Here is a 24988-nt window from a genome sequence, read left to right on the forward strand (position 1 = left end):
ATTATTTGCGAGCGTTGCTATCGTCTGTCGTCAGGGTGACGAAGGGAGCGGTACAGGCCGTGAGTGACTTCGAGGCGATCGACTTCTTCCGGGACGAGGGGGCCGTCGCGGACCCCTATCCGTACTTCGAGGCCCTGCGCGGCCAGTGCCCCGTACAGCGCGAGAACCATCACGACGTGATGATGGTGACGGGCTACGACGAGGCGGTGCAGGTCTTCAGCGACGCCGAGACGTTCTCGTCGTGCGTGTCGGTGACCGGGCCCTTCCCGGGGTTCCCGGTCCCGCTGGAGGGCGACGACATCAGCGAGCTGATCGAGCGCCACCGGGACGAACTCCCCATGAGCGACCAACTGCCGACGTTCGACCCACCCCTGCACACCGCCCACCGCGGGCTGCTGATGCGGCTCATCACGCCCAGGCGCCTCAAGGAGAACGAGGCGTCCATGTGGCACCTCGCCGACGCCCAGCTCGACGAGTATCTGGCCGCGGGCGAGGGCGACTTCATCGGCGGCTTCGCCGGTCCCTTCACCCTGCGGGTGATCACCGACCTGCTCGGCATCCCCGAGGTCGACCGGGACGAGTTCGCCGAGAAGCTCCAGAACCGGCCGGACTCCGACGCGGGCGTCGGAAGCACCAAGGGCGAGATGGCCCACACGCCCCTGGAGTACCTGTACGAACGGTTCGCGCAGTACGTCGAGGACCGCCGCCGTGAACCCCGGGACGACGTGATCACGGGCCTCGCCGTCGCCACCTTCCCCGACGGCTCGACCCCCGACGTCGCCGATGTCGCCCGGGTCGCCACCAACCTCTTCGCGGCAGGTCAGGAGACCACCGTGCGGCTGCTGGGCAACGCACTCCAGATCATCGCCGAACAGCCCCAGATCCAGGCCCTGTTGAGGGCCGAGCGTGATCGCATCCCGAACTTCGTCGAAGAGGTGCTGCGGATGGAGAGCCCCATCAAGGGCGACTTCCGGCTCGCCCGCGTACCGGCCACGGTGGGCGGGGTCGACATCCCGGCCGGCACCACGCTCATGGTCCTGAACGGCGCCGCGAACCGCGACCCGCGCCACTTCGAGGACCCGCAGACCTTCGACGCCACGCGGGCCAACGCCCGCCACCATCTGGCGTTCGGCCGCGGTGTCCACACCTGCCCCGGCGCGCCCCTCGCCCGGGCCGAGGGCCGTGTGGCCATCGAGCGCATCCTCGACCGTACGGCCGACATCAGGATCTCCGAGGAGGTCCACGGCCCCGCCGGTGCCCGCCGGTACCGGTACCTGCCGACGTACATCCTGCGCGGGCTGACCCACCTCGGCCTGGAGTTCACACCCGCAGAGGAGCGCACCCGATGAAGGCCGCCGTGGACGAGGAGCGCTGCCGGGGGCACGGCGTGTGCTGGACCCTGTGCCCCGAGGTCTTCGACCTCACCGACGACGGGTACGCCGAGGTGCTGGTGCCCGAGATTCCCGCCGAGCACGAGAACGCGGTACGTACCGCCGTGGGCAGTTGCCCCGAGCGGGCCATCGTGCTGAGCTGAGGCCTGTTCGTACAGCGATTCGAGAGGACGGGCAGATGCCCAAGGGGTACATCATCGTCACCGAGGCCATCAAGGACCCGGTCGGTCTGGAGGCCTACGCCCGCGCCGCCGGGGCGACGCTGATCGCGAGCGGCGCGTCGATCCTCGCCGTCGACGACGGGCCGCAGCAGCTGGAGGGCGAGTGGCACGGCGACCGGACCATCGTCCTCGAGTTCGAGTCGGTGGAAGCGGCCCGCACCTGGTACGAGTCCGCCGAGTACGAGAAGGCGAAGCCCCTGCGGCACGCGGCGGCCGACACCAACATGGTGATCGTCGCCGGGTTCGAGCCGCCCGCCGGGAACGGCTGACACCGGTCCGTCACCGCGGCCCTGCCTTCACGGCGCGCCGACACCCGCCTGCCCGGCGGGCGTCGGCGCGCCGCGCGTGTGCTGCCGAAAAAGCCGGGCGTCCGGCAGTGGCCGCGGGAGGCACTTGTGTGGTGTGGTGACCGGACCGGCACAGCGGTGTGCCGGCGGCGGAGAAGGTGACGCGTGGAGACGACGGCCCGGCGTGAGGAAATCCTGGGTGCCGCCCTGCAAGTGTTCGCCGAGCGCGGTTACAGACGGGCCTCGATGGACGCCGTCGCCGAGCGGGCGGGGCTGACCCGGCAGGGTGTCCTGCACTACTTCCCCAGCAAGAAGCGCCTGTTGCACGCGCTGCTTCAGCGCCGGGAGGACCTCGCCCGGGAACACCTGGCCGACCATGCGGATCTGGACCTGCCGAACCTGGTCGCGGAGGTCGTCGCCTACGATCATCAGAACGCCGCGCTCGTCCAGATCCACAGCGTGCTGGTGGCGGAGGGGATCATCAGCGACGATCCCTCCCACGCGTTCTTCCACGATCACTTCCGGTCGATCCAGGACAAGACCGTCGCCCAGCTGACCGAGATCTACGGCGACCGCCTGCCCAGCGGCCTCACCCCGCGCGCCGCGGCGAGTGCCCTGGTCGCGATGCTCGACGGGATGCAGCTCCAGTGGCTGCTGGACGACGAGCAGTCCGACTATCCCGAGATCATGCGGGACGTGATGACCCTTCTGATCGGGTCCACGCCCGGATGAACTCGGCCATGGCCGTCACCGTCCCGGCCCGCAGCCGCTCGGCGTCCTCCCGGACCCGCAGGTCGACGGCGACCCCGGAACGGGCCGCGCGGGCGGCGAACCCCAGCGAGTCGTCCAGCAGCGGATCGGTGCCCGCCACCAGCAGCTGGACGGGCGGCAGCCCGTGCAGATTGGCGTGCAGGGGGCTGAGCAGCGGGTTGGTCGGCTCGGTGCCGGCAGCGTAGAGCGCGGCGCGCAGCCGGAGTCCGTCCAGGTCGAAAGCCGGCTCGGCAGCCGCGTTGAACAGCAGACTCGGCGCGTCCAGGGTCAGATCGAGCAGCGCCGAACCCAGCACCGCGCACTGCGGCGCCGCCGCCCCCATGTCCCGCAGCCGCACCAGCAGCGAGGCCGCGAGCCCGGCGCCGAGCCGCTCCCCGGCCAGCACCACCGGACCCCGGGCCCGGCAGGAGTCGTACACCGCGTGCACGTCGTCGAGGGCACCCGGGAACGAGGTGCGGTAGCGCGGGCGGACGACCACCGCGCCCGTGCGCAGCGCGAGCCGCTCGGCCAGGTCGAGCGCCGACTCCGGGGCACCGGAGAGATGCCGGTCGCCGTGCAGATGGAGGATCACGAGATCGGTCGGGTCGGGCGGGGTCACCACCGGCCCGATCGGACTCGACTCGATCCGTACGGGGCCGACCCGATCCGCGTCGGCCGCCGCGCCGGCCGAGTCGGCGGGCCGGACCCGTACGAGGACCCGGTGCTCGCCGACGTCTACGCACTCGGTCTCAACTCCATTGTCATCCACGGGACATCACCCTTTCCGCTGCCTGCCAGTGCTCGTCGGACACCCACAGGCGGGCGAAGGCGTGGGCCGCCTCGTCCGCCGTCAGGTTCCCCGACACCACCCGCTTGATCTCCTGGGCGGGGCGGGTGGCGAGCCGGTGGGCCAGCGCGCGCCAGCCCTCCTCGAAGGCGGCCCGGGGCAGCACCCGGTCCACCAGGCCGAGGCGTTCGGCCTCCGACGCGCCGAGCACCTGCGCGGTGCCGGCGAGCAGGAGCGCCCGGCCCCTGCCGACCAGCGCGGCGAGCCGTTCGGCGCCGCCCCACGCAGGCATGATCGCCAGGGCCGTCTGGTTGAAGCCGATCCTGATGTCGTCGGCCGCGATCCTGATGTCGGCGGCCACCGCGACCTCGGCGCCGCCGCCGAAGGCATGTCCGTTGAGTGCGGCGATCACCGGTCCGGGGAAGGCGGCCAGCCGGTCGCAGACGCCGCGCATCCGCAGGGCCATGGCCAGTGCCTCGTCCTCGGTGCGGATCGCGGCGAGTTCCTTGAGGTCGCCGCCCGACACGAAGGCCCTGTCGCCGGCGCCCGTGATGACCAGGGCCCGGGCGTCAGCCGCCGCGTCGAGGGCCTGGTCCAGCTCGTCCATGGTGGCGGGCGCGATGGCGTTGCGGGCGTGCGGCCGGTTGATGGTGATGACCGCCAGGCCCGCTTCCAGTTCGAGTTCGAGATCAACCATGTGTGCCTCTTCGGTCGGTGGGGCGCGGACTTCGGTTCCCGGACTCAGCTCTCGTACTCGACCGTGACGTGCGGGGTCACCGGTTCGCCCTGGCAGGTCAGGACCCAGCCCTCGGCGACCTCGTCGTCGTCGAGGGCGTTGTTGACGCGCATCTTGGCCTCGCCGTCGGTGAGGCGGGCGATGCAGGTGCCGCAGTTGCCCATCTCGCAGGAGAAGGGCGGCATGAGACCGGCCCGGCGGGCGCTTTCCAGCAGTGACTCGCGGGGATGCTGGTCGACCGTGCGGCGCCTCCCGGCGAGAACGACGGTGACCGTGCCGGCACCGGGCGCCAGCGGGGCGGCGGACTCCTCGGCCGTCGGCCCCGGCACCGTGAAGCGTTCGGTGACGATCTGTCCGGCCCGGACACCGTGCCCGAGCAGGGTGTTCTCGGCCAGTGCCATGAAGGGCGCCGGCCCGCAGAGGTAGAAGTCCGCGCCCAGGTCGCCGCCCGTGAACTCCCGTACCTCGGCCTCGGTGACGAGACCCTGCCGGTCGTCGAGATGGTGGTGGACCTCGAACCGGCCCGGGTGCCGTTTCGCCAGGTCGGCCAGCGTGTCGCCGAAGATGACCGACTCCGCGTCCCGGTTGGCGGTCAGGACCCGCACCCGCCGTCCGGTCGTGGCCAGCGCGCTCTTCACGAGGGACAGGACGGGTGTGATCCCGCTGCCTCCGCAGAGCGCGACCAGCGGCGCCGTGCCCTCGCGCAGACAGAACACGCCTGCCGGGGACGTGGTCTCGATGAGGTCGCCGGGTGCGAGGTGGTCGTGCATCCAGTTCGACACCAGACCGCCCGGCACCCGCTTCACCGTGGTCGTCAACTCGCTGTCGGTGTCCGGGGAACTCGACATCGAGTAGCTGCGCAGGGCGCCGCACGCTCGCACCGTGAGGAACTGCCCGGCGCGGTAGGGGAAGGGGGCGTCGAGTACGTACGTGCGCGTGTCGGCTGTCTCCTGGACGATCCGCTTGATCCGGACCGGGTGGAAACCGTGGTCTCGTACCATGTGTGGAATTTACCTTCTCCCTCTGCGAGAGTGCAATTCTCTTCATGAGGGAGGGAGTTTCCGCAATGCGAACGATCCCCACGCGCACAGTCCCCGCCGAACTCGTCGAGCGTTACGAGGCGGAGGGCTGGTGGACCCGCGACACACTCGGTGACCTGCTGGCCCGCGGGCTGACGGCCGCCCCCGGCACGGAGTTCCGGGTGCACTCGGCGGTGCGGCCGTGGACGGGAACCTTCGCCGAAGTCGAGCGTGTCGCACGCCGGTTGGCGGCCGGACTCAGGGCGCGCGGGGTGGGTCCCGGTGACGCCGTCGCCTTCCAGCTGCCCAACTGGATGGAGGCGGCGGCGGTCTTCTGGGCGTCGGCCTTCCTCGGCGCGGTCGTCGTGCCGGTCGTCCACTTCTACGGGCGCAAGGAGGTCGGCTACATCCTGGACGCCGTCCGCCCGCGCGTCTTCGTCACCGCCGCCCGCTTCGGACACCTCGAACACCGGCCGGAGCTGAGCGCGGGCGTGCCCGTGGTCGGCGTCGTCGGACGGGACTTCGACGACCTGCTCGCCGACGAGCCCCTGCCCGGGGTCCTCGCGACGGACCCGGCGGGCCCGGCGCTGGTCGCGTTCACCTCCGGAACGACCCGTGATCCCAAGGGAGTTGTGCACAGCCATCAGACCCTCGGCTGCGAGACCCGCCAACTGGCCGGGCTCTACCCGCCGGACCGGGGCCGCCAGCTCACCTCGGCACCCGTCGGCCACTTCATCGGCATGGTCAACGCCTTCCTCATCCCCGTTCTGGACGGCACCCCGGTGAACCTCGCCGACGTCTGGGACCCCGGCGCGGCCCTCGGCCTGATGAAGAGCGACGGGCTGACGGTCGGCGGCGGCGCCGCGTACTACATGACGAGCCTCCTCGACCATCCCGACTTCACCCCCGCCCACCTCGCCGGCATGAAGTACGCGGGCCTCGGCGGCTCCGCGGTCCCGTCCGCCGTCACCGACAGGCTGGCGCGCCTCGGGATCACGGTCTTCCGCTCGTACGGCAGCACCGAGCACCCTTCGGTCACCGGCTCCCGCCACACCGCGCCCGAGGCCAAGCGGCTCTACACCGACGGCGACTCCCTGCCCGGCGTCGAGGTCAGGCTCGCCGAGGACGGCGAGATCGTCAGCCGGGGACCGGACCTCTGCCTCGGCTACACCGACCCCGCGCTGACCGGCCGGGCCTTCGACCCCGACGGCTGGTACCGCACCGGCGACATCGGGGTCATCGACGGCGACGGCTATCTCACGATCACCGACCGCAAGGCCGACATCATCATCCGGGGCGGCGAGAACATCGGCGCGCTGGAGGTCGAGGAAGTGCTCCTCGCCCTGCCGGCCGTCGCGGAGGCCGCGGTCGTGGCCGCGCCCGACGAGCGGCTCGGCGAACACGCGGCGGCCGTCCTGCGGCTGAAACCCGGTCACCCCGCGCCCACGCTCGACGAGATGCGCGTACACCTCGGCCGGGAGGGCCTCGCCCGTCAGAAGTGGCCGGAGGAACTGCACGTCGTCGACGAGTTCCCGCGCACCGCCAGCGGCAAGGTCCAGAAGTTCGTTCTCCGCAAGGACATTGCGAGCCGCAAGAAGTGAGAATAAGATTCTCGCAATCTGCGAAGGAGGATCTCAATGCCGTCGCGCGAGCTGCCGTATCCGCTTTTCGACGCGGACAACCACCTGTACGAGACCGAAGAGGCGCTAACCAGGCACCTCCCCAAGCAATACGAGGGCGCTATCCAGTACGTGCAGGTGAAGGGCCGTACGAAGATCGCGATCCGGGGGCAGATCAGCGAGTACATCCCCAACCCCACCTTCGAGGTGGTCGCCCGCCCCGGGGCGATGGAGGACTACTTCAAGTTCGGCAACCCGGACGGGAAGAGCCGCAGGGAGATCTTCGGCGAGCCGATGCGCTCCATCCCCGCCTTCCGTGAACCGGGGCCCCGGCTGGAGCTGCTGGACGAGCTGGGAGTGCAGAGGACGCTGATGTTCCCGACACTCGCCAGCCTCATCGAGGAGCGGATGCGGGACGACCCCGAGCTGATCCACGCGGTGATCCACTCGCTCAACGAGTGGCTGCACGAGACATGGGGCTTCAACTACAAGGACCGCATCCTCACCACCCCGGTCATCACCCTGCCCATCGTCGACAAGGCGATCGCGGAGCTGAACTGGGCGGTCGAGCGCGGCGCCCGCGCCATCCTCGTACGACCCGCCCCGGTCCCCGGCTACGGCGGCTCGCGCTCCTTCGCGGCACCCGAGTTCGACCCGTTCTGGAGGCGCGCCGTCGAGACCGGCGTCCTGGTCGCGATGCACTCCTCCGACAGCGGCTACGCCCGGTACACCAGCGACTGGGAGGGCGGGACCAACGAGATGCTCCCGTTCAAGCCCAACGCCTTCCGCACGGTGTCCGAGTGGCGGCCGATCCAGGACGCGGTGGCCGCCTGGGTGTGCCACGGCGCCCTGTTCCGGGTCCCGGGGCTGAAGATCGCGCTCATCGAGAACGGCTCCTCCTGGGTGGCGCCGCTGCTCGACCAACTCCGGGACGTCTACAAGAAGATGCCGAACGAGTTCCTGGGCGACCCGGTACAGGCCGTCAAGGACAGCATCCACGTCAGCCCCTTCTACGAGGACGACCTCAGCGACCTCATCGACCTGATGGGCGTGGACCGGGTGCTGTTCGGCTCGGACTACCCGCACCCCGAGGGCCTGGCCCAGCCGCAGAGCTACGTCGACGCCATCCAGCACCTGAGCGTCACCGACCAGGCCAAGATCATGGGCGGCAACCTCTCCAGGCTGATCCCGGAATGAAGTGGGAGACCATCCCGCGGATGGTGCTGAGCGCGGCCGACCGCTTCGGTGACGCCGAGGCGGTCGTCGACGGCGAACTCAGGCTCACCTTCACCGAGTTGGTCGACCGGGTCCGAACGGCCGCGGGCGCCTTCGCCACGGCCGGGATCGGGAAGGGCGACCGGGTCGCGATCTGGGCGCCCAACTCCGCCGAGTGGATCGTCGCCGCCTTCGGGCTGCTCACCGCCGGCGGGGTGCTCGTCCCGGTCAACACCCGGTTCAAGGCGGACGAGGCCCACGACATCGTCCGCCGCAGCGGTGCCAAGCTCGTCCTGGTCGAGGAGGGCTTCCTCGGCCTGGACTTCGAGGCACCGCAGGGTGTGCCGGTGATCGACCTCAAGTCGGGCTTCCTGGCGAGCGGTTCGCCGTTCGAGCGGGCGGTGAGCGCCGACGACGTCAGCGACATCACGTTCACCTCGGGAACCACCGGACGGCCCAAGGGCGTCCTGATGACCCACGCCCAGACGCTCCGCCTCTACGGGGAGTGGTGCGACCTCGCCACCCTGCGCGAGGGTGACCGCTATCTGATCGTCAACCCGTTCTTCCACATCTTCGGCTACAAGGCGGGCCTCGTCGCCTCCCTGATCCGGGGCGCGACCATCCTGCCGGTGCCCGTCTTCGACGTGGACCGCGTCCTGGAGCTGGTGGAGCGCGAGAGGGTGACGGTCCTGCCAGGACCGCCCACGCTCTACCACTCGCTCCTTGCGGCGGGGGACCGGCACGACCTGTCCTCCCTGCGGGTGGCGGTGACCGGCTCCGCCGACATCCCCGTCGAGCTGATCCGCCGGATCGTCAGCGACCTGCCCTTCCGGCACGTCATGACGGGGTACGGCCTGACCGAGGCGGGCACGGCCACGGCCTCCCGCCCCGGTGACTCCTTCGAGGACATCGCGACGACGGTCGGCACCCCCTGCGAGGGCGTCGAGGTGAACGTCGCGGACGACGGCGAGGTACTGATCCGCGGGTACAGCGTCATGCGCGGCTACCTGGACGATCCCGAGGCCACCGCCGAGGCGATCGACGCGGACGGCTGGCTGCACACCGGGGACCTCGGCACCCTCGACGACCGGGGACACCTGAGGATCGTCGGCCGCAAGAAGGACATGTTCATCGTGGGCGGCTTCAACGCCTACCCGGCGGAGATCGAGGGCTTCCTCCTCGAACACCCGGCCGTCGCGCAGGCCGCCGTGATCGGCGTACCGGACGAGCGGCTCGGCCAGGTCGGCAAGGCGTTCGTCGTGCGCGGCGCACCCGTCTCGGCGGACGAGCTGATCGCCTGGAGCCGAAAGCGGATGGCCGGGTTCAAGGCGCCCCGGTTCGTGGAGTTCCTCGAAGAGCTGCCGTTGAACGCCACCGGCAAGGTGATGAAGGACCAGCTGAGATGACACAACCGGACGAGACCGCTTCAGGCATCCCGCTCCAGGCGGTCTACGGACCCGCCGACCGGGGCGCCGACCCGCCCGACCCCGGTGACTACCCCTTCACACGCGGCAACTACGCCACCGGCTACCGGGGACGGCTGTGGACGCTGCGCCAGTACTCCGGTTTCGGGACACCCGAGGAGTCCAACCGCCGCTACCGCTATCTCCTCGACCAGGGCGGTACGGGACTGTCGGTCGCGCTGGACCTGCCCACGCAGTGCGGCTACGACTCGGACGACCCCGAGGTGACCGAGGAGGTCGGCCGCGTCGGCGTCGCCCTCGACACCCTCGCCGACGCGGAGATCCTCTTCGAGGACATCCCCCTCGACCGGATCAGCACCAGCTTCACCATCAACGGCACCGCGGCGATCCTCCTCGCCTTCTACGTCGCCGCCGCCGAACGCAAGGGCGTGCCGCGCGCGAAACTCACCGGCACGATCCAGAACGACATCCTCAAGGAGTACGCGTCCAGGGGTACTTGGATCTGGCCCGCCCAGCCGTCCCTGCGGCTGATCGCCGACACCATCGAGTTCTGCGCCGCCGAGGTACCCCGGTTCAACGCGATCTCGGTCGCCGGCTCGCACTTCCGCGACGCGGGCGCCAACGCCGTGCAGGAGATGGCGTTCACGCTCGCCGACGGGGTGACGTACGTCGACACGGTGCTGGAGCGCGGCCGGATGACGGTCGATCAGTTCGCCCCGCAGATCTCCTTCTTCTTCTACACCCACGGCGATTTCTTCGAGGAGATCGCCAAGTACCGTGCGGGACGCAGGCGTTGGGCCACCATCGTCAGGGAGAGGTACGGCGCCACGACCGACAAGGCGTCGATGTTCCGCTTCGGCTGCGTGGCCGGCGGGGCCTCCCTGTACGCGCCCCAGGCGCAGAACAACACCGTCCGAGTGGCGTACGAGGCGCTGGCCTCCGTTCTCGGCGGCGTCCAGTCGATGTTCACGGCCGCCTGGGACGAACCGTTCGCGCTGCCCAGCGAGGAGTCGGCGACCCTGGCCCTGCGCACCCAGCAGATCCTCGCCCACGAGACCGGCGTGACCCGCGTCGCGGACCCGCTCGGGGGCTCGTACTTCGTCGAGGCGCTCACCGACGCGACCGAGGCGCGGATCGTCGAGATCATGGACGATCTGGAGCGGTACGGCGGCATGGTCCGCGCCATCGAGGACGGCTACCTGCAAGGGCTCATCGCCGACGAGGCCTACCAGCTGCACCTGGCCGTCGAGGCGGGCACCCGCCCGGTCGTCGGGGTCAACCGGTTCGTGTCGGACGAACCGCCGCCGGACCTGACGACCTACGAACTGGACGCGGAGGGCCGCGACCGGCAGCTGAAGCGCCTCGCCGACGTGAAGGCCACCCGGGACGCCGCCCTCGTGCGGGAGCAACTGGCCCGGCTGGCGCGCGCGGCGGACGGGACGGAGAACCTGATGCCCGTACTGATCGACTGCGCCAACGCCTACTGCACGGTGGGGGAGATGGTCGCCGCGCTGAAGGCGGTCTGGGGCGAGTTCCAGCAGCCGGTGGTGTTCTGATGGGCGCCGCCACCCGGATCCTGGTAGCCAAGCCCGGCCTGGACGGACACGACCGCGGGGCCAAGATCGTCGCGCGGACCCTGCGCGACGCCGGGTTCGAGGTGGTGTTCACCGGCATCCGCCAGCGCGTCGACACCATCGTGGCGACGGCCGTCCAGGAGGACGTGGCCGTGGTCGGGCTCAGCATCCTCTCCGGCGCGCACCTCGCCCTGACCACGAAGGTGATCGAGGCGTTGCGGGCCGCCGGGGCCGACGACATCGCCGTCGTCGTGGGCGGAACCATCCCGCCGGCCGACGTACCCCGGATGCGGGCGGCGGGCGCGGCGGCGGTCTTCCCGACCGGTACACCGCTCGACGTGCTCGTGGCGGAGATGCGGGCGCTCACGGGGAGCGCGGACACCGGTGCGTAGGACCTACCTGTAGCTGGACACCTGTCGGACACCTGGAGGCACTGTGCGGGTCGGTGTGATGATCGGGCCGGAGCGTGGGGACTCCGCGCGCAAGGTCGCGCGGATGATCGACGACGTGACGTGGGCCGAGCAGGCGGGCCTCGACACCGCGTGGGTGCCCCAGATACCCACGGACTTCGACGCGTTGACAGCCGTCGCGCTGATGGGCGCGCGGACCGAACGGATCGAGATCGGGACGGCGGTCGTGCCGCTCCAGGCCCAGCATCCGATCGCCCTCGCCCGGCAGGCGCTGTCCGCTCAGGCGGCGACCGGGGGACGGCTGGCGCTGGGTGTCGGGCCCTCCCATCACTGGATCGTCCGGGACATGCTCGGGCTCCCGTACGAGCGGCCGGCCGCGTTCACCCGTGACTGCCTGGACGTCCTGGACGCGGCGCTGCGCGGCCCCGGCCCGGTCGACGTCGAGAACGGCACCTTCACCGTGCACAACCCCCTCGACCTCGGCCCGGTCGGCCCGCTGCCCGTCCTGATCGCGGCGCTCGGCCCGGTCATGCTGGCTCTCGCGGGCGAGCGTGCCGACGGCACCGTCCTCTGGATGGCCGACGAACGCGCTGTCGCCGACCACGTCGTCCCGCGCATCACCAAGGCCGCCGAGGGCGCGGGCCGCCCGGCACCCCGGGTCGTCGCGGGCATCCCGGTGTGTCTGTGCCGGCCGACGGAGGTCGACGCGGCCCGCGAACGCGCGAACCGCATCCTCGGGGAGGCCGAGATCTCACCCAACTACCAGCGCCTGCTGGACTACGGCGACGCCCGGGACATCGGCGACCTGTGCGCGGCCGGTGACGAGGCGGCCGTCCTGGCCCGGTTCCGCCGCTTCGCCGACGCCGGGGTCACCGACCTGTCGGTACGGCTGCTGCCGATCGGCGAGGGCAGGGAGGAACTGGTCGCCTCCAAGCGCCGAACGCGGGAGATGCTGGCTGCCCTCGCGACGGAAGTGCGATGAGCCCCGGGCCGACGGCCGGACCGCTGGCGGGCATCCGTGTCCTGGAGGTCGGCCACATGCTGGCGGGCCCGTACGCCACGATGATGCTCGCCGACCTCGGAGCCGAGGTCACGAAGATCGAGCCGCCCGGTGGGGACATCTCGCGGCAGGTGAGCGACGCCTACTTCGCCAGCCTCAACCGGGGCAAGCGCAGCGTCCGCCTGGACCTGACGACCGCGGCGGGACAGTACCGGCTCGGCGAACTCGCCGCCGACGCACACGCGTTGCTCGTCAACCTCAAACCGTCGGCGATCCACCGGCTGGGGCTGACCTATGAGGCACTGCGGAAGTGGAACGAGCGGATCGTGTGCGTCGCGCTGACCGGCTTCGGGCTGGCCACGGGCGACGAACCCGCCTTCGACTACGTCGTCCAGGCCGCCACCGGAGTCGCCGCGCTCACCGGCGATCCCGACGGACCACCGACGCTGCCCGGCTACTCCGCCGCCGACAACTCGACAGGCCTCACAGCGGCGTTGGGGTTGCTCGCGCAGATCGTCTCCGGTCGCGGCGGTCAAGTCGACGTGTCCCTGCGGGATGTGATGCTGTCGCAGCTCAACTACCGTGCCTCGGCCTACCTCAACGAGGGCACCGAGCCCCGGCGCCTGCCGCTCGGCGCGCACTCGTACTACGTACCGGCGCAGCTCTTCCCCACCGCCGAGGGCCACTTGGCGCTGTTCATCACCCACGACGGGTTCTGGAAGACCTTCGCCGCGGAGGCGGGCGTGGGGGGATTCCCGACCATGGCCGAGCGGGCGGCGCGGCGGGAAGAGGTGCTGGCGGCGGTCACGGAGGCACTGGCCGGTGACACCGCCCAGGCATGGGAAGCCCGCCTGCGGCCCCTGGGCGTACCGGCCGCCGCCGTCCGCACGCTGCCGGAGGCGCTGGCGGCCACACCCGAGGCCGTGGTGACGGCCGGTGACTACCGCCTGGTCCGCAGCCCGGTACGGATCGCGGGCCACCAGCCCGACTACCGGCCGCCCCCCGGGCTGGGCGAGCACGACGGTCCTGTCCTGCGCGGCTCCGTTGAGAGCGAGGCCGTCGAGTCATGAGAGGCGAGGACCAGTTCCATCTCGGCATCGTCGCCGAGGACTTCGAGGAGACACTGGCCGGCCTGTCGGCGGCGTTCGGATACGGGTGGTGCGCGGAGATCACCGGCCCGCTGACCGTGACCCTGCCGACCGGCGAGGCCGAGGTGCGGCTCAGCTGCGTCTACTCGCGGACCTCACCCCGGCTGGAGATCCTGCGCAGCATCCCCGGCACGCTCTGGGAGGCGGCGCCCGGCGGGGGAGTCCATCACGTCGGCTACTGGTCCGACGACGTTGGCGCGGACTGCGCCGGACTCGCCGGCCTCGGATACACGGTCGAGGCGTCCCGCATCGGCTCCTCCGGGTCCGACTTCGCCTTCCTGCGCGGTCCGGGCGGAGTCCTCGTGGAACTCGTGGACTGGGCGGCACAGCCGATGCTGGAGAAGTTCTGGGCCGACGGAGGGAGCGGAACATGAACACCGTGGGCATCGCCACGGGCGCCGGGCGCGGTATGGGACTGGCGTGCGCGCGGCGCCTGGCCGGCACGGTGGACACACTGCTGCTCGTCGACCGGGACGAGGAGACCGTGACAGCGGCGGCGAAGGAACTGGGAGATACCGGCGGGGGCGCGGCCGTCGAGCCGTTCGTCCTCGACATCACCGACCGGGACGGCCTGGCCCGGCTCGCCGCCCGCACCGCCGGGGCCGGCACTCTGCGCGCCGTCGCCCACGCCGCCGGCATCTCGCCCACGATGGCCGACTGGCGAACCATTTTCGCGGTCGACCTGGTGGGCACGGCGCGGCTCGCCGAGGCCCTGCGCCCGCTCGCCACGGACGGCACGGCGCTGGTGTGCTTCGCCTCGATGGCCCCGCTCCTCGGCGGCCTCGAAGCTGATCCTGCCGTCGCCGCCGTCCTGGACGACCCGCTCGACGACGCCTTCCTCGACCGGCTCCACGACGCCCTGGGACCGTCCGTCGAGGACAGCGGCACCGCCTACGCCTGGGCCAAACACGGGGTACACCGTCTCGTCCGGCGGGAGGCGCTGCGGCTCGGCCCGCTCGGCGCCCGTGTCTGCTCGGTCTCGCCCGGTGTCATCGACACTCCGCAGGGCAGGCAGGAGGCGGCGAACCAGCCGACCATGGACGCGCTCGTACGCCGGTCCGCGACCGGCCGCCCGGGCCGCGCCGAGGAGGTCGCCGCCGGGGTCGCCTTCCTGCTCTCGGCGGAGGCGAGCTTCATCACGGGCATCGACCTCCTGATCGACGGCGGCGCCTGCGCGGCGGTGCGAGGCGGGGCGGGGCGGTAGGACACACACCGGAAGTGCCGGATGCCGGCCACCGAGCCCCGCCCGGTGGCCGGCATCCGGCGTTCGCTCCTCAGCCGACCGACTCCGAGCGCTGCACGGTCCCCGTGATCCCGCCCGCGTCCTGCCCGGCCAGCAGCACCGCGGCCCGGCCCATCGCCTCCGGCGGCTCCACCATCTCCGGCGGGATCTCCCGGCCGCCGCCCGCCGCCTGCCACCCCTCCGTCAGGACGATCCGGGACGGGGCCAGGCAGTTGACGGCGATGTTGTCGGCCCGCAGGTCCCCGGCGAGCCCGAGGTAGAGGCGCTCCACGGCGGCCTTGGACACCCAGTACGCGTTGGCACCCCGGTCGGTCGTCCCGACCCCGGTGGTCGTCACGGCGACCAGCGAACCGCCGCCGCGTTCCCGGACGTAAGGGATCACGGCCCTGGTGACGAGGAAGACGCCCGTCAGATTGACGTCCAGGCACAACTGCCAGCGTTTCAGGGGCGTGGACTCGACCGGGCCGAGCCACAGCACCCCGGCGTTGGCGATCAGGATGTCGATACCGCCGAACTCGGCGACGGTCGCCGCCACGGCAGCCTCCACCGACTGCTCGCTGCTGACGTCGCAGGGCACGGCGAGCGCCCGCCCGCCCGCCTTGGTGATGCCGTCGGCGACCGAGTGGATCGTCCCCGGCAGCCGGCCCTCCTCCTCGGAGCGGGCGGCCACCGCCACCGACGCCCCGGCCTCCGACAGGGCGACGGCGACCGTTCGCCCGATGCCCCGGCTGGCCCCGGCGACGAACGCGACCTTTCCCGTCAACGAACCACCGGCGCCGCTCACTTGGGCGGGAACCTGAGCGCTCCGTCGAGGCGGATGACCTCGCCGTTGAGATAGCCGTTCTCGCAGATGTGCTCGACGAGCGCCGCGTACTCGGGGGAGCGGCCCATCCGCCGGGGATGCGGAACCTGGGGACCCCAGTAGGCCTCCAACTGGTCGCCGGCCTTGCCGTAGGCCGGTGTCAGGAAGGTGCCCGGTGCGATGGTGACGACCCGGACGCCGAGCGGGGACAGGTCACGGGCGGCCACCAGCGTCATGCTCACGACCCCGCCCTTGGCCGCCGCGTAGGGGAGTTGGCCGATCTGGCCCTCGTACGCGGCGATCGAGGCGGTGTTGACGATGACCCCCCGGCCGCCGTCTTCTCCGGGCTCCTGCTTGGCGATGGCGGCGGCGGCCAGGCGCAGCACGTTGAAGACGCCCGTCAGATAGACGTCGATGGTCTTCCGGAAGCCGTCGAGGCTGATCGGTGTGCCGTCCCTGCCGAGCAGCCTGCCGCCGCTCGCCGGGCCGCCGTGGCAGTCCACCGAGATCCGCAGCGGGCCGGCCGACTCCGCCTCGGCGAGCGCCGCCAGGACATCGTCCTCGCTGGTGGCGTCCGTCCGTACGTAGCGCACGCCGAGCTCCTGCTCCAGCGCCTTGCCCCTGTCGTCGGCGAGGTCGGCGACGACCACCTTCGCTCCGGCTCCGTGCAACCGGCGGACGGTGGCCTCGCCCAGGCCTCCCGCCCCACCGACGACGACTGCTGAGCTGCCACTGATCTGCATCAAGGTTTTCCTCTCTTGCAAGCAGGGCTCTAGTCAGATGAGAATAGCATTCTCATGAATATAACCATGCTTCTGGAGATGGCGAGCTCGGCCGGAGACAGGGTGGTGGTGACGGCGGACGGCCGTTCCCTGACCGCCTCGCAGCTGCTGGACCGCGCCCGGGCCGCCGCACACCGCTTCCGGCGCCGTTCGGCCGTCCTCTACCTGGGCGCCAACCATCTCGCCCACCCCGTGGCCCTGTTCGGCGCGGCCCTGGCGGGAGTCCCCTTCATCCCCCTCAACTACCGCCTCGGGGAACACCAGTTGGCCCGGCTCCTTGATCGCCACCCGGATGCCCTGGTGCTGCACCCCGCCGACCTCGACGCACTCCTCGAAGCCGGGCCGGAGAAGGGTGAGGGCTACGACGCGGCAGCCCCGCAGGACCAGGACGCAGTAGCCGTGGTGCTCTACACCAGCGGGACGACGGCCGAGCCCAAGGCAGCCCTCCTGCGCCACCGTCATCTGCTCGCCTACGTTTTCAACACCCAGGAGTTCGGCTCGGCCGAACCCGACGCCGCGACGCTCGTGGCGGTGCCCCCGTACCACGTGGCCGGCCTGATGAACCTGCTGACGAACCTCTACTCGGGGCGCCGGATCGTGTACCAGTCCGCCTTCGAGGCGTCCGAGTGGCTGGCGACCGTCCGACGCGAACGCGTCACCCACGCGCTGGTCGTCCCGACGATGCTGGCCCGCATCGTCGCCGAGGTCCCCGACGGCGCCACGGCCGGGACACCGACGCTGCGCAGCCTGGCGTACGGGGGCGCCCGCACCCCGCGACCCGTCGTCGAACGGGCGCTGCGGGCCTTCCCGGACACCGGTTTCGTGAACGCGTACGGCCTGACCGAGACCACGTCCTCGATCGCCGTGCTCGGCCCCGACGACCATCGCGAGGCACTGGTGTCCGACGATCCGGCGGTGCGTGAACGGCTCGGCTCGGTGGGGCGGGCCCTGCCCGGCGTCGAGATCCGGATCCGCGCCGAGGAAGCCGACGAGCCGGTCCAAGCCGGCCGTACCGGGCTGGTGTTCGTGCGCGGGGAGCAGATCTCCGGTGAGTACGGCGGACGCGCCGCAGCGCTGGACGGCGACGGCTGGTTCGCCACCCGGGACCGGGGGCGGCTCGACGCCGACGGCTATCTGTTCATCGAGGGGCGCGCCGACGACACCATTATCCGCGGCGGCGAGAACATCGCCCCGGCCGAGATCGAGGACGTCCTCCTCACCCATCCCGGCATCGTCGAGGCGGCGGTGCTCGGGCTGCCCGACCCCGAATGGGGGCAGCGGATCGTCGCCGTGCTCGTCGGGGAGGGCGACCCGGAGGAGATCCGTGCCTGGGCCAGGGAACGCCTGCGCTCCGCCAAGACGCCCGACACCGTCGTCTTCCGCGCCGAACTGCCGAAGACCGACACCGGAAAGCTGCTGCGCCGCACCCTGCTCGCCGACCTGGAGACCACCCATGCCTGAAGCAGTCATCGTGTCCGCCCTGCGCACTCCCGTCGGCACCGCCTTCAAGGGCACGCTGCGCGACACCACGGCCTTCGACCTGGCCCATCACATCGTCGCCGCCGCAGCCGCCACGGACGGAGTGGAAGCGGCCCTCATCGACGACATCGTCCTCGGCGAGGGTCTGTACGGCGGTGGAGTCATCGCCCGGCACGCCGCCGTGACCACCGGTCTCACCTGGGTGCCCGGCCTCGCCCACAACAGGCACTGCGCGGCGGGCCAGGCCGCAGTCCAGAGCGCGGCGGCGAGCATCCGCGCGGGCATGGACGAACTCGTCATCGCCGGCGGCGTCAACTCGGCCTCCACCACGCCGCGTTCGGTGACCAGGGTCGACGGCGAGTGGGAACCCTGGATGTCCCCGACCCACCCGGCGCGACCGGACGCCCCCAACACCGACATGTCGATCACCGTCGGCTGGAACACCGCCGTCCGAGCGGGTCTCAGCCGCGCCGAGATGGACGACTGGGCGCTGCGCTCGCACCGCAACGCCGTACGCGCCATCGACGAGGGCCGTTTCGAGGCCGAACTCGTCCCGATCGACACTCCGCACGGTCTCTTCGCCGTCGACGAGCACCCGCGCCGTGACACGAGCGCGGAGAGGCTGGCCGCGCTCAAGCCGCTCCACCCGGAGATCGAGGGATTCAGCATCACGGCAGGAAACACGGGCGGCGCTAACGACGGCGCGGCGGCCCTGGTCATCGCCAGTGACCGTCTCGGCCTCCCGGCTCTCGGTACGGTCCGGTCCTGGGCGTCCGTGGGCGTCGACCCCGCCGACATGGGCCTCGCCCCGGTGACCGTGATCCCCAAGGCCCTGAAGCGCGCCGGGCTTTCACTCTCCGACGTCGACCTCTTCGAGATCAACGAGGCCTTCGCCGCCGTACCCGTGGCCGCCGTCAAACAACTCGGGCTCGACCCGGACCTCGTCAACGTCAACGGCAGCGGCTGCTCGCTGGGTCACCCGGTCGCCGCCACGGGCGCCCGGATGCTGGTCACTCTCGTGCACGAACTGCGGCGGCGCGGCGGCGGGATCGGCGTCGCCGCCATGTGCGCGGGCGGGGGGATGGGCTCGGCCACGGTGATCGAAGTACCGGCGCCGTAGGCCGAACCGACGGCAGACCGGTCACTTGAAGCGGAGCAGGGCTTCCTGCGCGTACGAGGCGACCAGGGAGCCCTCTTCGGTGAGGACGTCACCGAGTCCGTAGCAACGGCCGTGTGCCAGCAGGGGGCTGTGCTGGCGCAGGAGCAGCCAGGTGTCGGTCCGGAAGGGCCGGTGGAAGCGGACGGTGTGCGCCGTCACAGCCGAGGTGAACGCCGTGTTCGCATCGTGCTGACCGACCCCTTCGACCTGGCGCAGCGCGGTGCCGATGAGGCTCAGATCGGTGGCGTACGCCATGAGGGCGGGGGCCGGTCCGGGCCCGACGGCCGGGGTGCGCATCCAGAGCTCGTACTCGGGCGCCTCCGACCCGGGCGTGTCCAGGGCGGTGGCCGCCCGGGTGTCCCAGGGCAGCAGATCCAGGTGCACGGCGTGCTTCTCGCCGGGTACGGCGGGGACATGGAACGGTGTCTGGTGCTCGGGCCCGTCCTCGACGGCGTGCATCGACACCGAGGCGGTGGCCATGACGCCGGGGGACTGGCGGGCGACGATCCCCAAGGTCGCGAAGGCGGAGCCCTGGTGATGGCGCGTCACCTCGTAAAGGACGGGCTCGTCGGGTCGCCCCGCGCGCGGGAAGAGGGCGTGTACGGACTTCACCGCCTTGTCCGGGCAGGCGAGTTCGGCCGCCCTGACGAACTGGCCGAGCAGCTGCCCGCCGAACAGCCGGTGATGGCCAAGGTGTTGGTTGGTGCCCTCGAACTGCGAGTCCCCGTCGATGGGACGCAGGTCGAGGCAGGCGAGGAGGTCACTCCAGAGATCCGTCACAGGGGCTCCCGGGCATGAGGCAGACATGAGGCAGACATGAGGCAGACATGAGGTGCACAGCAAGCAGGCGTGAGGCTGATGCGAAGGCGGCTGTCAGAGTTGAACCAGGCGCGGCGCCGACCGCCCCTCCCGTACGAGCGTCCCCGCCTCCCGCGTCAACTCCCGTGCGCTGCCCAGCAGTCCGTCCAGCACGAGCGCCCGCCGGACGTGCCGGTGCAGATCGTGCTCGGCGGTGAAGCCGATCCCGCCCAGGACCTGCTGACAGTGCCGGGCCGCCGTCAGCGCCGACCGCCCCGCCGCGGCCTTGGCCAGCAGTGCGCCGAGGTCGTCGTCGGCGGCCACGAGGGTCGCCTCGGCGCCGTCGAGGGCGACGAGCGTCTCCGCGAGCCGGTGCCGCACGGCCTGGAAGGAAGCGAGAGGGCGGCCGAACTGGGTGCGGTCCAGCACGTGCGAGCGGGCCAGCGCGAGCATCGCCCGCCCGGTGCCCACCAGCCACCAGCCGAGCGCCCGCCGACCCGCGCCGAGCGGAATCGGCTCCCCGGCAGGGCCCACCCGCAACGGCAGTTCACCGTCGAGACAGACACCCGGTGCCCCGCGCCCGCCGCGCTCCCACACCACCCACGAACCGCCCGCGTACGGCAGCGGCGGTGTGCCCCCGAGCGGGCGGCCGGCCGCGTGCAGTATCACGTCGTTGAGGAGCGGGGCGTGGGCGCCGGTCTCGCCGAGCAGCCGGAAGACGAGCGGGACCGCGGCCTCGGGGACCTCCGTCAGCAGGTCGGCCCAGCCGAGGCCGGCCAGTGAGGCGTCGAGCGCCGGACCCGTGGCCGTCGTCATCGCCTTGTGGAGGGTCGAGGAGAGCAGGTCCCGTTCGGCGGCGTCCATGGCTACTCCTTCCCGAGGTTCAGCAACCGGCGGGCGATGATGTTCCGCTGGATCTCGGCGGTACCGCCGTAGATGGTCGCCGCACGTGAGTACAGGTACTCCGACCGCCAGGGCGTCTCCGTCAGTTCCAGCGTGCCGGGCAGCAAGTCCCTTACTGTGTCGAAGAGTTCTTGCTCCGCCGTGGCCAGCAGGACCTTGTCGACCGAGGTCTCCGGGCCCAGGTGCTCCCCTTCCGCCAGGCGCCGCTGTGTCGTGTGGGAGCGGCATCGGACGGTATGCAGGGCGAGGTAGGCGGCGCCGAGGGCGTCGTCGTCCCGGCCGGAGTCCGACGCGGGCATCTGGTGCAGCAGGTGGTCGAGGCGTGTGTAGAGATGGGCGATCCGGTGCCAGAAGCATGTGGAGCGCTCGTGCGGGAGCAGGTCCATCGCCAGTTGCCAGCCGTCGCCCGGGCGGCCCAGCATCCGTTCGCCGGGGACGACCACGTCGTCGAAGAACACCTCAGCGAACTCGTCCACCCCGTGCATCGTGCGCAGCGGCCGGACGGTGATCCCCGGGGTGTCCATGTCGACGAAGAACGCGGTGATGCCCGCGTGGCCGGGGGCCGTGCGGGTGAGCAGGACGCAGCGGGCGGAGTACTGGGCGAGGCTCGTCCACACCTTCTGGCCCGTCACCACCCAGTCGCCGCGCCGGGGTACGGCCCTGGTGCCGAGCGAGGCCAGGTCGCTGCCGGAGCCCGGTTCGGAGAAACCCTGACACCACTGTTCCCGTCCGCCGAGCAGCAGCGGGACCATCTCGGCAGCAAGCTCCGCAGGCGCGTACGAGATGACGGTCGGGGCCAGGACCTCGACCATGGAGTAGATCCCGGGCTCGGCCAGGCCCCGGGTGGCCACCTCCTCGCCGAGCACCGCGCGCAGTACGGGGGGCCCGCCGAGCCCCCTCACCTCGGCGGGCCAGCCGTACCGCATCCAGCCCGCCTCGTACAGCGCGCGCCGGACCCGGGCGAGCTGCGTGACCTGCGCGTCGAGCGAGTCGTCGGGGCCGGGGGAGAGGTCGTTGGCGTCGAGCCAACGCCGCAGGTCCGTGCGGAACTCGGTGACGTTCATGTCCCCGGACGCTGGTAGGCGTGCGGGCGACCGGAGTCGTGCGCGCCGCTGCGGCGGATGAACGTCATGGCGCGGGTGCGCAGTCGCCAGCCGTCGGCGGTGCGCACATACGTGTCGTTGTAGTAGCCGATGCGCAGGTCGTGGGTGGTGTGGTCGACGAAGCACAGGGGCTGGGTGCCGGACGCGGAGTTGTCGTCCGCGCCCGGTTCCACGACGGCCGTCCCGGTGAGAAAGAGCCCCTTGGGGGCCGCCGCGACCAGTGCCGGGAACTCGTCGAGGCCGTAGGTGTCGCCGAAGGCGCTGTAGGTCCCGTCGGAGGTGAAGACCGCGAGCACGCCGTCCAGGTTCCCCTGGGTGATGTACACCGCGTACCGGGCCAGCAGTTGCTGGATGTCCATCAGGTCGTCAGTGGACACTGAGAATTCCATTCTCTCATAGTGAGCGGAAGGTTCTCACGAGGTTCGCGAAGGCGTCAACGGTCCCGCCGCAGCTTCGAGAAGTCCCAGCTCACGACCTTCTCCGCCGTGACCCGCAGCCATGCGTGGCGCCCGTCGTACGGGAAGTCCCGGCCGCCCGCGTACTTGTCCGCGAACAGCCGCTCGGGCTCCCGGAGTTCATCGACGGGCGCGCCTTTCCGGGGTGTCTCGCCGACCACCTCCACGAGGCCCCGCAGTTCCACGCCCCGCAGCCGCGTGAAGTCGGAGCCCCCGTCGTCGACGATCACGCTCAGCCGCGGATCCCGGTCCAGATCGGTCCAGCGCTGGCTGCGGATCAGCGAGTTGAGCCACAGGGCGGTTCCGTCCCACACGAACCACAGGGCGCTGACATGGGGGTGCCCGCCCGCTCCGACGGTGGCCACCCGGCACACCGGCTGGGTGCGCAGGAACGCGTCCCGCTCCGGCTCGGTCATGGCGATCGCGGTTCCCCTGCGCTGTCCGGTCATCGTTTCTCCCAGCATTGTCCGAATGGTTGATTCTCTCTAAGTGAGAAGCTAGTTTCCAGCCCTAGAGAGGAGGACACTCAGTCGGCCTACCCCCGACATCGAGTGGCGGCGCGTCATGGACCAGTTCCTCACCTTCGGCATCGTCGGTCTCAGTACCGCCGCGATCTACGCGGTCATCGGCAGCGGCCTCGTTCTCACCTACACGACCACGGGCGTGTTCAACTTCGCGCACGGTGCCGCGGGCATGCTCTCGGCCTTCACCTACTGGCAGCTCACCGTCGGCTGGGGCTGGCCGGTTCCGGTCGCACTGGCTGTCGTACTGCTCCTGCTCGCCCCGGTGTTCGGTCTCCTTGTCGAACGGTTCATCCTGCGGCCCGTTCAGGCGCTCGGGGAAGCGGAACGGTTGGTGATGACCGTCGCACTATTGAGTGGCCTCATTGGGGTTGCCCGCTGGATCTGGGACCCGAACGTGGCCAGGCCGCTGCCCGCCTTCTTCGCCGACCGGGCCCCCTTCCACATCGGCCCGGCCGCCGTCACCTGGCACCAGGCCATCACCATGGGCGTGGCCCTCGCGGTCGCCGCCGGACTGCGCGTCCTGCTCTACCGAACCCGCGCCGGCGCCGAGATGCGCGCCACCGTCGACGACCGCGCACTCGTCGGACTCACCGGTGCCGATCCCGTACGGGCCAACAGGGCCGCCTGGATCATGGGCACCCAACTCGCCGCTCTCGGCGGCATACTGATCGCACCGAGCGTCACCCTCGACGCCGCGCAGCTCTCCCTCCTGATCGTCAGCGCCTACACCGCCGCCGTCTTCGGCCGGCTGCGCAGTGTGCCGCTCACCTTCATCGGAGCCGTCGTGATCGGCTGCACGGAGAGCTATCTGACCGGCTACCTGCCGCAGAACGACTACCTGCCCGGCCTGCGCCTCGCCGCCCCGGCCCTGCTCCTGTTCATCGCCCTGCTGGTGTTCCCGCACCGGCGGCTGCGCGGACGCGACCGGCGGCTGGCCCCGGTCCCGGTGCCCACGGCACGCGGCACGCTGGTCTTCGCGGCGGCGACCGTCGCGTTCGGCCTCGTCCTGGCCTCGATGCTCGGCGAGGCCGACCTCATCACCTACGGACCGATCTTCTCGCTCGGCGTGGTGGCGCTCTCGTACGTCCCCCTGACCGGCTACGCGGGCCAGATCTCCCTGTGCCAGCTGAGCATGGCCGGGATCGGCGCGGTCGTCTGGGCGCACTTCGGGGCCCACGGGCAGCTGTGGGCGCTGGGCCTGGCGGTGCTGGTCTCGGCGGTCGCCGGGGCGCTGATCGCGCTGCCCGCACTGAGGCTGTCCGGTGTGTACCTGGCGCTGGGGACCGCGGCCTTCGCCGTCGTCCTGGACCGCTGGATCTTCACCCTCCCCGCCTTCCACGTCCTCGGCGTCGAGGTCGCGCTGTTCGACCAGGGCTCGGTGGAAGTGACCGGACCCTCGCTGTTCGGGCTACGACTGGACAGCGGGGAGGAGCTGATGGTCCTCGCCGCGGTCTGTCTCGGCCTCGCGTCGATCGGTGCGGCGGCGCTGCGGCGGGGCCGGTTCGGGCGGCGGCTGATCGCCCTGCGCGACAGCGAGGCCGCCTACGCCACGCTCGGCGGCAACCTGCTCATCGCCAAGGTGCTGGTGTTCGCACTCGCCTCGGGGATCGCGGGCCTCGGCGGCGCGCTCTACGGCATGCAGCAACGGGCCATCACCCCCGACCAGTTCAACCTCGTGGCCGGACTGCCGATCTTCCTGGTCGCGGTGATCGGCGGCCTCGGCGCGGTCGGCAACGGCCTGTTCACCGGTACGGCCCTCGTCGGACCGACCAACGCCCTGGTCGCCGTGGCGCCCGCGCTGCAGAACCCGGTGGCCCTGCTGCCCGCCCTCGCGGGCATGGGCCTCGGCAAGAACCCGGACGGCATCTCGGCCCACTTCCGGCGCCAGTGGGAGCCGCTCGGCCGCGACCGCATCGCGCTCACGGCACTCGTCGCCTGGCTGGCCACGGCCTGGCTGCTGCGCCTGGGCGACGTCGTCAACGGCTGGACCTTCCTCGGCGGCGCCGTCGTCGTGGCAGTGGCTCTACGAACATGGGCGAGTGCGCGGCAGGCCCCGGCCGTCGAGCCGGAGATTCCGGTCGAGTGGTGGGGCGTACGGCGTGACTGGCGCCCGGAGGACGGGGAGGTGCTGGCCCGTGGCGTCGCTGCGAGTTAGCGGA

The 24988-nt window shown here is 71.4% G+C and carries 26 protein-coding genes; 16 read left to right on the top strand and 10 right to left on the bottom strand.

Annotated elements, in window-relative coordinates; genetic code table 11:
- Positions 1 to 59 precede the first annotated feature (59 nt).
- The 4 genes from OG595_RS40590 to OG595_RS40605 all read left to right on the top strand — a co-directional run bounded on the left by OG595_RS40590 (position 60) and on the right by OG595_RS40605 (position 2631).
- Entirely contained in the window at positions 60 to 1349 is a 1290-nt protein-coding gene (locus OG595_RS40590; protein ID WP_329281118.1) for a cytochrome P450, read from the top strand.
- Positions 1346 to 1534, top strand: coding sequence for a ferredoxin (locus OG595_RS40595; RefSeq protein ID WP_329281120.1), 189 nt, complete (start codon positions 1346 to 1348; stop codon positions 1532 to 1534). The genes OG595_RS40590 and OG595_RS40595 overlap by 4 nt, the downstream gene beginning before the upstream one ends.
- Before the next feature lie 35 nt (positions 1535 to 1569).
- Complete coding sequence (locus OG595_RS40600) at positions 1570 to 1881, top strand: DUF1330 domain-containing protein (RefSeq protein ID WP_329281122.1); 312 nt, start codon at positions 1570 to 1572, stop codon at positions 1879 to 1881.
- Between the two features lie 183 nt (positions 1882 to 2064).
- Positions 2065 to 2631, top strand: coding sequence for a TetR/AcrR family transcriptional regulator (locus tag OG595_RS40605; RefSeq protein WP_329281124.1), 567 nt, complete (start codon positions 2065 to 2067; stop codon positions 2629 to 2631).
- Here OG595_RS40605 and OG595_RS40610 read toward each other — a convergent pair.
- From OG595_RS40610 to OG595_RS40620, 3 genes are read right to left on the bottom strand one after another with little or no spacing between them, the layout of a single operon-like run.
- Entirely contained in the window at positions 2585 to 3418 is an 834-nt protein-coding gene (locus OG595_RS40610) for an alpha/beta hydrolase fold domain-containing protein (protein ID WP_329281126.1), read from the bottom strand. The two genes, OG595_RS40605 and OG595_RS40610, sit on opposite strands and share 47 nt — an antisense overlap.
- Positions 3411 to 4133, bottom strand: a complete 723-nt coding sequence (locus OG595_RS40615; RefSeq protein WP_329281128.1) for an enoyl-CoA hydratase/isomerase family protein — start codon at positions 4131 to 4133, stop codon at positions 3411 to 3413. The genes OG595_RS40610 and OG595_RS40615 overlap by 8 nt, the downstream gene beginning before the upstream one ends.
- Before the next feature lie 44 nt (positions 4134 to 4177).
- Positions 4178 to 5173 (bottom strand): ferredoxin--NADP reductase, encoded by a 996-nt coding sequence (locus OG595_RS40620; RefSeq protein WP_329281130.1) that lies wholly within the window; start codon positions 5171 to 5173, stop codon positions 4178 to 4180.
- A 65-nt stretch (positions 5174 to 5238) separates the two neighbouring features.
- Between OG595_RS40620 and OG595_RS40625 the strand changes: the two genes are divergently transcribed.
- Genes OG595_RS40625 through OG595_RS40665 form a run of 9 tightly spaced genes read left to right on the top strand, consistent with a single transcriptional unit; the run spans position 5239 to position 14785 of the window.
- Complete coding sequence (locus tag OG595_RS40625) at positions 5239 to 6792, top strand: AMP-binding protein (RefSeq protein ID WP_329281132.1); 1554 nt, start codon at positions 5239 to 5241, stop codon at positions 6790 to 6792.
- Between the two features lie 36 nt (positions 6793 to 6828).
- Positions 6829 to 8007 (top strand): amidohydrolase family protein, encoded by a 1179-nt coding sequence (locus tag OG595_RS40630; RefSeq protein ID WP_329281134.1) that lies wholly within the window; start codon positions 6829 to 6831, stop codon positions 8005 to 8007.
- Positions 8004 to 9431 carry a FadD3 family acyl-CoA ligase gene (locus tag OG595_RS40635; RefSeq protein ID WP_329281136.1) on the top strand — a complete coding sequence of 476 codons (1428 nt, stop codon included), beginning with the start codon at positions 8004 to 8006 and terminating at the stop codon, positions 9429 to 9431. Before OG595_RS40630 ends, OG595_RS40635 begins: the two co-directional genes overlap by 4 nt.
- Positions 9428 to 11005, top strand: a complete 1578-nt coding sequence (locus OG595_RS40640; protein WP_329281137.1) for a methylmalonyl-CoA mutase family protein — start codon at positions 9428 to 9430, stop codon at positions 11003 to 11005. Before OG595_RS40635 ends, OG595_RS40640 begins: the two co-directional genes overlap by 4 nt.
- Positions 11005 to 11415 (top strand): cobalamin B12-binding domain-containing protein, encoded by a 411-nt coding sequence (locus OG595_RS40645; protein ID WP_329281139.1) that lies wholly within the window; start codon positions 11005 to 11007, stop codon positions 11413 to 11415. The genes OG595_RS40640 and OG595_RS40645 overlap by 1 nt, the downstream gene beginning before the upstream one ends.
- Positions 11416 to 11458: 43 nt before the next feature.
- On the top strand, positions 11459 to 12415 hold the full coding sequence (locus tag OG595_RS40650) for an LLM class F420-dependent oxidoreductase (RefSeq protein ID WP_329281141.1): 957 nt from the start codon (positions 11459 to 11461) through the stop codon (positions 12413 to 12415).
- On the top strand, positions 12412 to 13503 hold the full coding sequence (locus OG595_RS40655) for a CaiB/BaiF CoA transferase family protein (protein ID WP_329281143.1): 1092 nt from the start codon (positions 12412 to 12414) through the stop codon (positions 13501 to 13503). The genes OG595_RS40650 and OG595_RS40655 overlap by 4 nt, the downstream gene beginning before the upstream one ends.
- On the top strand, positions 13500 to 13955 hold the full coding sequence (locus OG595_RS40660; protein ID WP_329281145.1) for a VOC family protein: 456 nt from the start codon (positions 13500 to 13502) through the stop codon (positions 13953 to 13955). The genes OG595_RS40655 and OG595_RS40660 overlap by 4 nt, the downstream gene beginning before the upstream one ends.
- Positions 13952 to 14785, top strand: coding sequence for an SDR family oxidoreductase (locus OG595_RS40665; protein ID WP_329281147.1), 834 nt, complete (start codon positions 13952 to 13954; stop codon positions 14783 to 14785). The genes OG595_RS40660 and OG595_RS40665 overlap by 4 nt, the downstream gene beginning before the upstream one ends.
- A 70-nt stretch (positions 14786 to 14855) precedes the next feature.
- Here the strand turns inward: OG595_RS40665 and OG595_RS40670 are convergent, their stop codons facing one another.
- Complete coding sequence (locus OG595_RS40670) at positions 14856 to 15608, bottom strand: SDR family NAD(P)-dependent oxidoreductase (RefSeq protein WP_329281149.1); 753 nt, start codon at positions 15606 to 15608, stop codon at positions 14856 to 14858.
- Entirely contained in the window at positions 15605 to 16369 is a 765-nt protein-coding gene (locus tag OG595_RS40675) for an SDR family NAD(P)-dependent oxidoreductase (RefSeq protein ID WP_329281151.1), read from the bottom strand. The genes OG595_RS40670 and OG595_RS40675 overlap by 4 nt, the downstream gene beginning before the upstream one ends.
- Positions 16370 to 16423: 54 nt before the next feature.
- Here OG595_RS40675 and OG595_RS40680 point away from each other — a divergent pair, with 54 nt between their 5' ends.
- Together OG595_RS40680 and OG595_RS40685 are read left to right on the top strand one after the other, a co-directional pair.
- Positions 16424 to 17869, top strand: a complete 1446-nt coding sequence (locus tag OG595_RS40680; RefSeq protein WP_329281153.1) for a class I adenylate-forming enzyme family protein — start codon at positions 16424 to 16426, stop codon at positions 17867 to 17869.
- Complete coding sequence (locus tag OG595_RS40685) at positions 17862 to 19007, top strand: thiolase family protein (RefSeq protein WP_329281155.1); 1146 nt, start codon at positions 17862 to 17864, stop codon at positions 19005 to 19007. The genes OG595_RS40680 and OG595_RS40685 overlap by 8 nt, the downstream gene beginning before the upstream one ends.
- 21 nt (positions 19008 to 19028) lie before the next feature.
- Here the strand turns inward: OG595_RS40685 and OG595_RS40690 are convergent, their stop codons facing one another.
- The 5 genes from OG595_RS40690 to OG595_RS40710 form a co-directional block, all read right to left on the bottom strand.
- On the bottom strand, positions 19029 to 19826 hold the full coding sequence (locus OG595_RS40690) for an acyl-CoA thioesterase (protein ID WP_329281157.1): 798 nt from the start codon (positions 19824 to 19826) through the stop codon (positions 19029 to 19031).
- Between the two features lie 93 nt (positions 19827 to 19919).
- Complete coding sequence (locus tag OG595_RS40695; protein WP_329281159.1) at positions 19920 to 20708, bottom strand: acyl-CoA dehydrogenase family protein; 789 nt, start codon at positions 20706 to 20708, stop codon at positions 19920 to 19922.
- Between the two features lie 2 nt (positions 20709 to 20710).
- Positions 20711 to 21811, bottom strand: coding sequence for an acyl-CoA dehydrogenase family protein (locus OG595_RS40700; protein WP_329281161.1), 1101 nt, complete (start codon positions 21809 to 21811; stop codon positions 20711 to 20713).
- Positions 21808 to 22227 carry a nuclear transport factor 2 family protein gene (locus tag OG595_RS40705; RefSeq protein WP_329281163.1) on the bottom strand — a complete coding sequence of 140 codons (420 nt, stop codon included), beginning with the start codon at positions 22225 to 22227 and terminating at the stop codon, positions 21808 to 21810. The genes OG595_RS40700 and OG595_RS40705 overlap by 4 nt, the downstream gene beginning before the upstream one ends.
- Positions 22228 to 22283: 56 nt before the next feature.
- Positions 22284 to 22754: a pyridoxamine 5'-phosphate oxidase family protein gene (locus OG595_RS40710; protein WP_329281164.1), complete on the bottom strand. Its 471-nt coding sequence runs from the start codon at positions 22752 to 22754 to the stop codon at positions 22284 to 22286.
- 115 nt (positions 22755 to 22869) lie between these two features.
- Here OG595_RS40710 and OG595_RS40715 point away from each other — a divergent pair, with 115 nt between their 5' ends.
- Positions 22870 to 24984 carry a branched-chain amino acid ABC transporter permease gene (locus OG595_RS40715; protein ID WP_329281165.1) on the top strand — a complete coding sequence of 705 codons (2115 nt, stop codon included), beginning with the start codon at positions 22870 to 22872 and terminating at the stop codon, positions 24982 to 24984.
- The last annotated feature ends 4 nt before the right edge of the window (positions 24985 to 24988 follow it).

It is taken from the genome of Streptomyces sp. NBC_01451 (assembly GCF_036227485.1).
Classification (GTDB): domain Bacteria; phylum Actinomycetota; class Actinomycetes; order Streptomycetales; family Streptomycetaceae; genus Streptomyces.

Bases quoted from the DNA above. Each gene is read 5' to 3' on its own strand.
- OG595_RS40595 (WP_329281120.1), top strand. From the start codon at position 1,346: ATGAAGGCCGCCGTGGACGAGGAGCGCTGCCGGGGGCACGGCGTGTGC.
- OG595_RS40600 (WP_329281122.1), top strand. From the start codon at position 1,570: ATGCCCAAGGGGTACATCATCGTCACCGAGGCCATCAAGGACCCGGTC.
- OG595_RS40615 (WP_329281128.1), bottom strand. From the start codon at position 4,133: ATGGTTGATCTCGAACTCGAACTGGAAGCGGGCCTGGCGGTCATCACC.
- OG595_RS40620 (WP_329281130.1), bottom strand. From the start codon at position 5,173: ATGGTACGAGACCACGGTTTCCACCCGGTCCGGATCAAGCGGATCGTC.
- OG595_RS40625 (WP_329281132.1), top strand. From the start codon at position 5,239: ATGCGAACGATCCCCACGCGCACAGTCCCCGCCGAACTCGTCGAGCGT.
- OG595_RS40630 (WP_329281134.1), top strand. From the start codon at position 6,829: ATGCCGTCGCGCGAGCTGCCGTATCCGCTTTTCGACGCGGACAACCAC.
- OG595_RS40635 (WP_329281136.1), top strand. From the start codon at position 8,004: ATGAAGTGGGAGACCATCCCGCGGATGGTGCTGAGCGCGGCCGACCGC.
- OG595_RS40640 (WP_329281137.1), top strand. From the start codon at position 9,428: ATGACACAACCGGACGAGACCGCTTCAGGCATCCCGCTCCAGGCGGTC.
- OG595_RS40645 (WP_329281139.1), top strand. From the start codon at position 11,005: ATGGGCGCCGCCACCCGGATCCTGGTAGCCAAGCCCGGCCTGGACGGA.
- OG595_RS40655 (WP_329281143.1), top strand. From the start codon at position 12,412: ATGAGCCCCGGGCCGACGGCCGGACCGCTGGCGGGCATCCGTGTCCTG.
- OG595_RS40660 (WP_329281145.1), top strand. From the start codon at position 13,500: ATGAGAGGCGAGGACCAGTTCCATCTCGGCATCGTCGCCGAGGACTTC.
- OG595_RS40665 (WP_329281147.1), top strand. From the start codon at position 13,952: ATGAACACCGTGGGCATCGCCACGGGCGCCGGGCGCGGTATGGGACTG.
- OG595_RS40675 (WP_329281151.1), bottom strand. From the start codon at position 16,369: ATGCAGATCAGTGGCAGCTCAGCAGTCGTCGTCGGTGGGGCGGGAGGC.
- OG595_RS40680 (WP_329281153.1), top strand. From the start codon at position 16,424: ATGAATATAACCATGCTTCTGGAGATGGCGAGCTCGGCCGGAGACAGG.
- OG595_RS40685 (WP_329281155.1), top strand. From the start codon at position 17,862: ATGCCTGAAGCAGTCATCGTGTCCGCCCTGCGCACTCCCGTCGGCACC.
- OG595_RS40695 (WP_329281159.1), bottom strand. From the start codon at position 20,708: ATGGACGCCGCCGAACGGGACCTGCTCTCCTCGACCCTCCACAAGGCG.
- OG595_RS40700 (WP_329281161.1), bottom strand. From the start codon at position 21,811: ATGAACGTCACCGAGTTCCGCACGGACCTGCGGCGTTGGCTCGACGCC.
- OG595_RS40710 (WP_329281164.1), bottom strand. From the start codon at position 22,754: ATGACCGGACAGCGCAGGGGAACCGCGATCGCCATGACCGAGCCGGAG.
- OG595_RS40715 (WP_329281165.1), top strand. From the start codon at position 22,870: ATGGACCAGTTCCTCACCTTCGGCATCGTCGGTCTCAGTACCGCCGCG.